General features: G+C 65.7%; 7 protein-coding genes and 1 pseudogene. 7 read left to right on the top strand and 1 reads right to left on the bottom strand.

The window, feature by feature from the left end:
• Positions 1 to 127: pseudogene (locus tag CV770_RS33335) on the top strand (transposase); the annotation flags it as partial.
• Positions 128 to 246: 119 nt separating this feature from the next.
• Here the strand turns inward: CV770_RS33335 and CV770_RS33330 are convergent.
• Positions 247 to 1,029, bottom strand: a complete 783-nt coding sequence (locus tag CV770_RS33330) for an N-acetylmuramoyl-L-alanine amidase (RefSeq protein WP_091961747.1) — start codon at positions 1,027 to 1,029, stop codon at positions 247 to 249.
• A gap of 525 nt (positions 1,030 to 1,554) precedes the next feature.
• On the opposite strand from CV770_RS33330, the gene rsmH reads away from it, so the two are divergent.
• From rsmH to mraY, 6 genes are all read left to right on the top strand, one after another.
• Positions 1,555 to 2,544, top strand: coding sequence for a 16S rRNA (cytosine(1402)-N(4))-methyltransferase RsmH (rsmH, locus tag CV770_RS33325; protein ID WP_201760157.1), 990 nt, complete (start codon positions 1,555 to 1,557; stop codon positions 2,542 to 2,544).
• 3 nt (positions 2,545 to 2,547) lie between these two features.
• A complete protein-coding gene (ftsL, locus tag CV770_RS33320; protein WP_091961738.1) occupies positions 2,548 to 2,940 on the top strand; it encodes a cell division protein FtsL in 393 nt (130 codons plus the stop codon).
• The gene (locus tag CV770_RS33315; protein WP_104465364.1) at positions 2,937 to 4,679 is read left to right on the top strand and encodes a peptidoglycan D,D-transpeptidase FtsI family protein; all 1,743 of its coding nucleotides are present in this window, start codon (positions 2,937 to 2,939) and stop codon (positions 4,677 to 4,679) included. The genes ftsL and CV770_RS33315 overlap by 4 nt, the downstream gene beginning before the upstream one ends.
• An 80-nt stretch (positions 4,680 to 4,759) precedes the next feature.
• Positions 4,760 to 6,217, top strand: a complete 1,458-nt coding sequence (locus CV770_RS33310) for a UDP-N-acetylmuramoyl-L-alanyl-D-glutamate--2,6-diaminopimelate ligase (protein WP_104465363.1) — start codon at positions 4,760 to 4,762, stop codon at positions 6,215 to 6,217.
• On the top strand, positions 6,214 to 7,593 hold the full coding sequence (locus CV770_RS33305; protein WP_104465362.1) for a UDP-N-acetylmuramoyl-tripeptide--D-alanyl-D-alanine ligase: 1,380 nt from the start codon (positions 6,214 to 6,216) through the stop codon (positions 7,591 to 7,593). The genes CV770_RS33310 and CV770_RS33305 overlap by 4 nt, the downstream gene beginning before the upstream one ends.
• A 176-nt stretch (positions 7,594 to 7,769) precedes the next feature.
• Positions 7,770 to 8,873, top strand: a complete 1,104-nt coding sequence (gene mraY / locus CV770_RS33300; RefSeq protein WP_018318673.1) for a phospho-N-acetylmuramoyl-pentapeptide-transferase — start codon at positions 7,770 to 7,772, stop codon at positions 8,871 to 8,873.
• Positions 8,874 to 8,875 lie beyond the last annotated feature (2 nt).

Genomic DNA, 8,875 nt, shown 5'->3' with positions numbered 1-8,875 from the left:
ATTGCCTGGGATCGAGACCCGCTTCATGATCGGGCTGTTGTTGCTCAAGCACATTTACGGGTTGTCCGATGAGGGAGTGTGCGAACGCTGGGTCCACGACCCGTATTTCCAGTTCTTCACCGGCGAATAACTAGCGCCGTCATTCCGGGGCGATGCGAAGCATCGAACCCGGAATCTCGAGATTCTCAGGTGCGCAATTGCGCACAAAAGTTCCGCACTTCGTGCGCCCCGGAATGACCGCTGCCGTCACTTCGACGCGACGGCCGTCCCCTCTGCCGGCAGGCTCGCCAGCAGCGCCTGCAATGTCGACAGCGTCGAGTGGTCCGCGACACCATCCAGCCGCGCGGGGCGGAAGTGGCGCTGGAAGGCGGTGACGACTTCCATGGTCGCGGCGTCATATTTGCCGGTCAGCGGCACGCCGTAGCCGTATCTGGCGAGCGCCTGCTGCAGGCTCAGCACCTCGTCGCTGATGGTCCCGAGCATCAGGGTCTCGCCGCGCACGACCGGAGCCGGCGTCACCCAGTGACCGACGCCGGAATTGGCCAGCGAGTGCCAGGGAAACTTTTCGCCGGGGTCCTTCTTGCGCGCGGGCGCGACGTCGGAATGGCCGAGCACCCGGTGAGCCGGCACCTTGCGGCGAAGCATGATGCCGCGGCACAGCGCGATCACGGCGGCGATCTGGCGCAGCGGATATTCCGGATAGCCCCAGTCGTGGCCGCGATTGATGATCTCGATGCCGATCGAGCAGGAGTTGATGTCGTCCTCGCCGGCCCAGGACGAGACGCCGGCGTGCCAGGCGCGCCTGGTTTCGGGCACGCATTGCACGATGCGGCCGTCCTCCAGCACGACGTAATGTGCCGAGACTTCGGTCCCCGCCGTGCACAGCCGCGCCAGCGCGCCCTCGACATCGGGCATGCCGGTGTAGTGCAGCACGATCATATCGGGCTGCCGTGTCTTGTTGCGCTCGCCATAGTTCGGCGAGGGGATGATGTCGGACACGATCGAGGAATCCGGCTCGAACGCCCTCATGCTCGCCGCGGCCTTGGGAACCGGGAGAACGCGTTGACGCTTCGAATCAGATCCAGACGGTGTGGACGAACCGGACGGCGGCATAGACAAACCAAGGTCGGACGGAGAGTTGGGCCAAGCCCTTCTCTTTACTATTCCTTTACCCTCCACCGTACGCAATCGCGCGGCGCGGTTAACGGATGCATTTTGGCGCAAGTGTGTGGATGAAGCATCACCGCCTCATCAGCTTTTCGACTTGTCACGAGCCGAGCAACACTTTCTTAACGCTAAGGGCCGTTACTGAGGGATGAAGAGCCGACCCGCGTCCGGAGGCGGCCAAAGCGTATTTTGGCTCGAAATCCCATGGCTGCCCGACAAATTCCGCTGGGAACACTGGGTTTGCCGCCCGGGACGACTGGGCGCGGTAACCATGCTGGACGGTGCGGTCGTGGAACCGCCGCGATACGGAGTCATTCGAGGCGTCATGGGCTTGTTCGTCCCCAATCTCGCTTGGACGTCAGGCTGGGCCTCCAGCAGGCCTGGCGCATGAGCTCGGCTCCGCACATCCCCGTTCTCGGCCGCGAAGCCGTCGACCACCTCGCCCCGCGTGCGGGGGGTATTTATGTCGATGCCACCTTCGGCGCCGGCGGCTATAGCCGCGCCATCCTCGACGTGCCGGGAAGCCGGCTCATTGCCATTGACCGCGACCGCACCGCCATCGCCGGCGGTGCCGAACTGGTCGAACGCTCCGCGGGCCGGTTGACGCTGGTCGAGGACCGATTCTCCAACCTCGGTGAGGTCTGCGCGGCGCAGGGCGTCGAGGCCGTGGACGGTGTCGTGATGGATGTCGGGGTGTCCTCGATGCAGCTCGACCAGGCCGGTCGCGGTTTCTCGTTCCGGCTCGACGGTCCGCTCGACATGCGGATGGGGCAGGCAGGGCCGACCGCGGCCGACGTCGTTGCCCGCGCCTCGGAAGCCGATCTCGCCGACATCATCTATCTCCTCGGCGAGGAGCGGCATTCGCGCCGCGTCGCCCGCGCCATCGTCGCGGACCGGCAGGAGACGCCGTTCACGACCACGCGCGCGCTCGCCGACCTTATCGGCAGGGTGGTGCGCTCCAAGCCCGGCGACATTCATCCGGCAACGCGGACGTTCCAGGCCCTGCGCATCTTCGTCAACGAAGAGCTCGAGGAACTTCAGACCGCGCTCGCTGCGGCCGAGCGCGTGCTCAAGCCGGGCGGGCGCCTCGTCGTGGTCTCCTTCCATTCGCTGGAAGATCGCATCGTCAAGAATTTCCTCTCCGAGCGTTCCAAGACCGGCGGCGGCTCGCGGCATTTGCCGGAGGTGGCGCAGGTTCCGCCGAGCTTCCAGCTTCTGACGCGGCGGCCCGTGATCGCCGGTGAGGACGAAGTTGCGCATAACCCGCGCGCGCGTTCCGCAAAGCTCCGCGCCGCCGAGCGCACCTCGGCGCCCGCGCATCAGGATGGCGAGCCATCGTCCTGGCCAAAACTTTCCGACGTGATGAGGGGAGGCTAGCGCATGCGCATCATCCACCTCTTCGTCATCGGCGCGCTGATCTTCGCGGCGGCCTATGTCTACCGGATCAAGATGGACTCCACTGCGCGCACCGAGAGGGTGCTGCGGCTGCATGCGGAGATCCGCGAGCAGCGCGACGCGATCGCTTCGCTGCGATCCGAATGGGCCAAGCTCGATGCGCCCCATCGGCTGCAGGGCCTGTCCGACCGGCATCTGCAGCTCAAGCCGGTCAACGGCACGCAATATGACCAGCTGAAGAACCTGCCGGAGCGTCCGCCGCGGATGTTCAGGCCGGGCGAGCCCGATCCGATCGGCGCCATGCTCAACACCATCGAAGCCGCGAGCGATCCTGACAATGTGACGGGCTCCGTGCCTCAGCCCGAGGACAAGCAATGAGCGGTGCGACTCCGGGCAAACCAACGGAACCCTGGCGCCAGCGGCTGATCCGCAGCCTGCTCTACGGGCGCAATGTCGACCGCGCCGCGAAGGCGCGCGCGCGCGTTGGCCTCGCCATGCTCGCCTTCGCCTCGGTCTACGCCCTGATCGGCGGCCGGCTCGTGATGTTTGCCATCGGCGCCGATGCCCATGGCGCACGCCGCGCCGCGGCGCAGGAGGTGGTGGCGACCGCACGGCCCGACATTGTCGACCGCAACGGTGCCATCCTTGCGACCGACGTCAAGGCGGCGAGCCTGTTCGGCGAGCCGCGCCGCATCATCGACAAGGACGAGGCGATCGAGCTGCTCACCGCGACCGTGCCCGACCTCGACGAGGCCGAGGTGCGCGAGCGCCTGAGGACGCGCAAGGGCTTCGTCTGGCTCAAGCGCGAGGTCACGGCCAAGCAGCAGCAGGCCATCCACAAGCTCGGCATTCCCGGCATCGGCTTCCTGCGCGAGAACAAGCGCGTCTATCCGACCGGCAACGAGGTCGCTCACCTCATCGGTCTCGTCAACATCGACAACCAGGGCATCGCCGGCATGGAGAAGTGGCTCGACAATCAGGGCCTCGCCGATCTCCACCGCGCCGGCTTTGCCACCGACCGGCTGCAAAAGCCGATCGAGCTTTCGATCGATCTGCGCGTCGAGCACGCGCTGCGCGACGAGCTGTTGAAGGCAAAGGAGAAGTACCACACCAAGGCGGCGTCCGGCATCGTCTCGAACGTGAAAACCGGCGAGATCGTGGCGATGGTCTCGCTCCCCGATTTCGATCCCAACAATCCCAAGGAAGCGCACGACCCCGACCGCATCAACCGCCTGACCACCGGCGTCTACGAGATGGGCTCGACCTTCAAGGCGTTCACGCTGGCGATGGCGCTCGATTCCGGAAAGATCAATCTGAACACGTCGTGGGATGCCCGCGGAAACCTGCACTACGGCAAGTTCACCATTCACGACAGCCACCCGCTGGGGCGCTTCATCAACACCAAGGAAGTGTTTACCTTCTCGTCCAACATCGGCGCCGCGCGGATCGCGCTCGGCCAGGGGGTCGAGGCACACAAGGCGTTCCTTGCCAAGATGGGCCAGCTGACGCGGCTGCGCACCGAACTGCCGGAGAGTGCGGCTCCGCTGATCCCGCGCCGCTGGGGTGAGCTGAACACGGTCACTATCGCGTTCGGCCAGGGCATGTCGGTGGCGCCGCTGCAGGCGGTGATGGGCATCAACGCGCTGGTGAACGGCGGCTATCTGATTCCGCCGACCTTCATGAAGCGCAGCGAATCCGAAGCGGCGGCGATGGCCAAGCGCGTGATCAAGACGGAGACCAGCGACAAGATGCGGTTCCTGATGCGGCTCAATGCCGAAATCGGCACCGCCAAGACCGCTGACGTCAAGGGCTACTATGTCGGCGGCAAGACCGGCACGTCCGAGAAGGTCATCAACGGCCGCTATGCCAAGAAGCGCGTGCTCAACTCGTTCACCGCGATCATGCCCTGCGACGATCCGAAATATCAGATCCTGATCATGCTGGACGAGCCGCAGGCGATTCCTGAAACGAAGGGCTTCATCACCTCCGGCTGGAACGCGGTGCCGACCGGCGGCAAGGTGATCGAGCGGATCGCGCCGCTTCTCGGCGTCGAGCCGCGGTTCGACCTGCCGCCGTCTGAGCGCCTTATTCTTGCAGCATCCAGGACAACCCAGTAATCAATCGGGTGGGCCGTAGCCGCTGCTGAGTCGGGGATTTCCCTCAAGATTCGGCTTTCCGGTACGGCGACTGGAAGACCATGAAGCTGCGCGACCTCTTAGGCAATGACGCCGCGATCGAGCCCGCCGTCGCGGCGCTCGAGGCGACGGGCATTGCGCTCGACAGCCGCGTGGTCAAGGCTGGGGATCTCTTCTTCGCACTCGCGGGCAGCAAGACGGACGGGGCGCGCTTCATCGACGCCGCGGTGGCCGCGGGCGCCGTGGCTGTCGTCGGTGGCCATGCGCCTGATACGAGCAAGGTGCCGTTCATCACTGTCGCCAATCCGCGCCGCGCGCTGGCGCTGGCCGCGGCAAGATTCTTTCCGTCGCAGCCCGCAACGATTGCCGCGGTGACCGGCACCAGCGGCAAGACCTCGGTCGCAGCGTTTGCGCGCCAGATCTGGGAGCGGCTGGGGCACGCCTCCGCCAGCATCGGCACCATCGGCCTCGTCTCGCCCAAGCGCACCGTCTACGGCTCGCTGACCACGCCGGATCCGATTGCGCTGCACCGGCAGCTCGATGAGATCGCGCGCGAGGGTGTCACACATCTCGCCTTCGAAGCGTCATCGCACGGGCTCGATCAGTACCGGCTCGATGGCGTACGCGTCTCCGCCGGCGGCTTCACCAATCTCTCCCGCGACCACATGGATTATCACCCGACCGTCGCGCATTATCTTGCGGCGAAGCTCCGCCTGTTCCGGGAACTCGTTTCTCCGGGCGGCGCAGCGGTGATCTCGGCCGATCATGATTGCTCGGCGGGAGCGATCGAGGCGGCGAGATCGCGCGGCCTGCGCGTGATGGCGGTAGGCCGCAACGGCGACGGGGCAGGCGACGGCATTCGTCTCGCCGAGGCCAAGGTCGAAGGATTTTCGCAGGTGCTCGCGCTCGAGCATCGCGGCAAGCGTTACGCGGTTAGGCTGCCGCTGGTCGGCGAATTCCAGATCGAGAACGCCCTGGTATCGGCCGGCCTTGCGATCGGCACCGGCAGCGATGCGGCCAACGTGTTTGCGAGTCTCGAGCATCTCGAAGGCGCCAAGGGCCGGCTCGAGCGCGTCGGCGAGCGCAACGGTGCGCCGATCTTCGTCGACTACGCGCACAAGCCCGATGCGCTGGCGAAGGCGCTGCAGGCGCTGCGGCCCTACGCGAAACGAAAGCTGGTCGTCGTGTTCGGCGCCGGCGGCGATCGCGATGCCGGCAAGCGTCCGATCATGGGCGAGATCGCGGCCGAGAATGCCGACGGCGTCATCATCACCGACGACAATCCGCGCAGCGAGAAGCCCGAAACCATTCGCGCCGAAATCCTCGCCACCGCAAAGGGCGCCCGCGAGATCGGCGACCGTGCCGCGGCAATCCGAACCGCGATCGAGGAACTACAGGAAGGCGATGCACTGCTCGTCGCCGGCAAGGGACACGAGACCGGACAGATCTTCGGCGGCCAGGTGCTGCCCTTCAGTGATCACGAGGCGGTCGCTGCCGCATTAGCGTCGAGGACAGCATGAGCGCGCCGATATGGACGGTTGCCGAAGTGGCGCGCGCGCTGGGCGCTGCCGGTTCGTTCCCGGACACGCCGATCGATTTCGTCACCCAGGACAGCCGCCTGGTGAAACCGGGCAGCCTGTTCGTGGCGCTGAGCGGCACGCCGAGCGGCGGCTTCATCTCGGCCTTCGCCAGCGCGCGCGACGGCTGGGAGTTCGCGGACAAGGCCGAGGCTTCGGGCGCGGTCGCGATGATCGTGCCGCACGAGATCGCGGGCATCCGCATCCCCCAGATCGTCGTCAAGGACACGCTGATCGACGGCCTCTGGGGCCTCGCACGCGCCGCCCGCGCCCGCTTCCGCGGGCCTGTGATCGGGCTCACCGGCAGCGCGGGCAAGACCAGCACCAAGGAATTTCTGGCGGCCTATCCGAACGCCTATGCAAGTCCGTCCAGCTTCAACAATTTCTGGGGCGTGCCGCTGACGCTGTGCAATGCCAGGCCCGATGCCAGTCTCTGGGTCGTCGAGATGGGCATGAACCAGCAAGGCGAGATCGCGCGGCTCAGCGAACTGACGCGGCCCACCGTTGCACTCGTCGTCAATGTCCAGCCGGTGCATCTGGAAAAACTAGGCTCGCTCGAAGCCATCCGCCGCGAGAAGGTGTCGATCGCGCTCGGCCTGCCCGAGGACGGCGTGCTGGTGCTGCCGGCCGGGCTGAAGGCATCCGAATGGAAGGGCAAGGTGGTGCGCTTCGGCGAGCATGCCGAGGTGCATGAGGTCACGCACGCGCCGCATGGCGAGAGCTGGCAGGTCGTGGCCATGATCCGCAAGAAGCAGATCGCCTTCAGCCTGACGCCGGGCGCGCCGCACCGCGTGCAGAATGCGCTGGCCGCGCTCGCCGCCATCCGCGCCGCGAGCCTCGATGCGGCGACGCTCGCGATCAAGCTCGACCGGGTCGGCATCATGACCGGCCGCGGCGTCGAGCAGGCGGTCGGCGGTATCACGGTGATCGACGACAGTTTCAACGGCAATCCGGCCAGCGTGGCCGCCGCGCTGCAAAGCCTCCAGGCGCGCAATGTAACCGGCGGCCGCCGGGTTGCGGTGCTCGGCGACATGCTGGAGCTCGGCGATGATGCACCAGGCTATCATACCGGCCTTGCCAAGCACCTCGACGGGATCGACGGGATCTACTGCGTCGGCCCTCTGATGCGCCACCTCTATGATGCGCTCCCGGCCGGCAAGGGCCTCGGCTGGCACGACGATCCCGCCACGCTGAAGCCGAGTGAGGTTGCGAACCTGCTGAAGGCAGGCGACGTCGTGGTTGTCAAGGGCAGCAAGAAGATGTTCTGGGTCAACAAGTTTGTGCCGGGCCTGGTGGCCGCCTTGCAGGCAAAGGCGTAAACTGCTTGGAAGGCGTTGTTCCCGAATCCCACCCTTTGCGGCGCGAAGCGTCCGGTTTCCCGGAGGTCGCGCGACCCATGATGAAGACCAGCGAATGCGCGTGAGGAACGTTGAGGCCAAGCTCAAAAAGATCAAGGCCAAGACCGCGTGCGCAAAGGCGCCATAGGACCGTCTGAATGTTTTACTGGCTGATCGAACTCTCCAACACATTTCCGGGCTTCGGTGCCGTTCGCACCTTCCTGAACGTCTTCCGCTACATAACCTTCCGCACCGGCGGCGCCGTCGTCACCGGCGCGCTGTTCGTGTTCCTGTTCGGGCCCTGGATCATCGATCACTTACGCATCCGCCAGGGCAAGGGTCAGCCGATCCGGACCGACGGCCCGCAATCGCATCTCGCCAAGAAGGGCACGCCCACCATGGGTGGGCTGATGATTCTGTCCGGCCTCACGGTCGGAACCGTGCTCTGGGCCAATCCGCTCAACCCCTATGTCTGGATCGTGCTGGCGGTGACGCTCGGCTTCGGCTTCGTCGGCTTCTATGACGATTATCTCAAGGTGACAAAGCAGACCACGACCGGGTTCGGCAGCAAGCTTCGCCTGCTGATCGAGGCGGCGATCGCGCTGGTGGCCTGCTATGCGCTGGTGCGGCTGAACCGCGATCCCGCATCTACCGCGCTGACGATTCCCTTCCTCAAGGACACCGTGCTGCATTTCGGCTGGTTCTTCGTCATCTTCGGCGCCTTCGTCATCGTCGGCTCCGGCAACGCGGTGAACCTCACCGACGGTCTCGACGGCCTCGCCATCGTCCCCGTGATGATCGCGACCGCGAGCTTTGCGATGATCGCCTATCTCGCCGGCAACGCCGTGTTCGCCGAATATCTGCAGATCAAATATGTCGCCGGCACCGGCGAGCTCGCGGTGCTCTGCGGCGCGTTATTGGGCGCCGGCCTCGGCTTCCTCTGGTTCAATGCGCCGCCGGCCTCGATCTTCATGGGCGACACCGGGTCGCTCGCGCTCGGCGGCATGCTCGGCGCCATCGCGGTCGCGGTGAAGCACGAGATCGTGCTCGCGGTGATCGGCGGCCTGTTCGTGCTGGAGGCAGTCTCGGTCATCGTGCAGGTGGTATCGTTCAAGTTGACGGGCAAGCGTATCTTCCGGATGGCGCCGATCCATCACCATTTCGAGCAGCTCGGCTGGACCGAGCCGCAGATCGTGATCCGCTTCTGGATCATCTCGGTGATGCTGGCGCTGGCCGGGCTATCCACGCTGAAGCTGCGGTGATC

Origin of the sequence: Bradyrhizobium sp. AC87j1 (assembly GCF_002936975.1) — a bacterium.
Lineage (GTDB): Bacteria > Pseudomonadota > Alphaproteobacteria > Rhizobiales > Xanthobacteraceae > Bradyrhizobium > Bradyrhizobium shewense.
Note: the sequence above shows the minus strand (reverse complement) of the source record. Positions and strands in the feature narration are given on the sequence as shown.

Excerpts from the sequence above, each read along its gene's own strand:
- CV770_RS33315 (WP_104465364.1), top strand. The coding sequence starts at position 2,937 with ATGAGCGGTGCGACTCCGGGCAAACCAACGGAACCCTGGCGCCAGCGG.
- mraY (WP_018318673.1), top strand. The coding sequence starts at position 7,770 with ATGTTTTACTGGCTGATCGAACTCTCCAACACATTTCCGGGCTTCGGT.
- CV770_RS33305 (WP_104465362.1), top strand. The coding sequence starts at position 6,214 with ATGAGCGCGCCGATATGGACGGTTGCCGAAGTGGCGCGCGCGCTGGGC.
- rsmH (WP_201760157.1), top strand. The coding sequence starts at position 1,555 with ATGAGCTCGGCTCCGCACATCCCCGTTCTCGGCCGCGAAGCCGTCGAC.
- CV770_RS33310 (WP_104465363.1), top strand. The coding sequence starts at position 4,760 with ATGAAGCTGCGCGACCTCTTAGGCAATGACGCCGCGATCGAGCCCGCC.
- CV770_RS33330 (WP_091961747.1), bottom strand. The coding sequence starts at position 1,029 with ATGAGGGCGTTCGAGCCGGATTCCTCGATCGTGTCCGACATCATCCCC.
- ftsL (WP_091961738.1), top strand. The coding sequence starts at position 2,548 with ATGCGCATCATCCACCTCTTCGTCATCGGCGCGCTGATCTTCGCGGCG.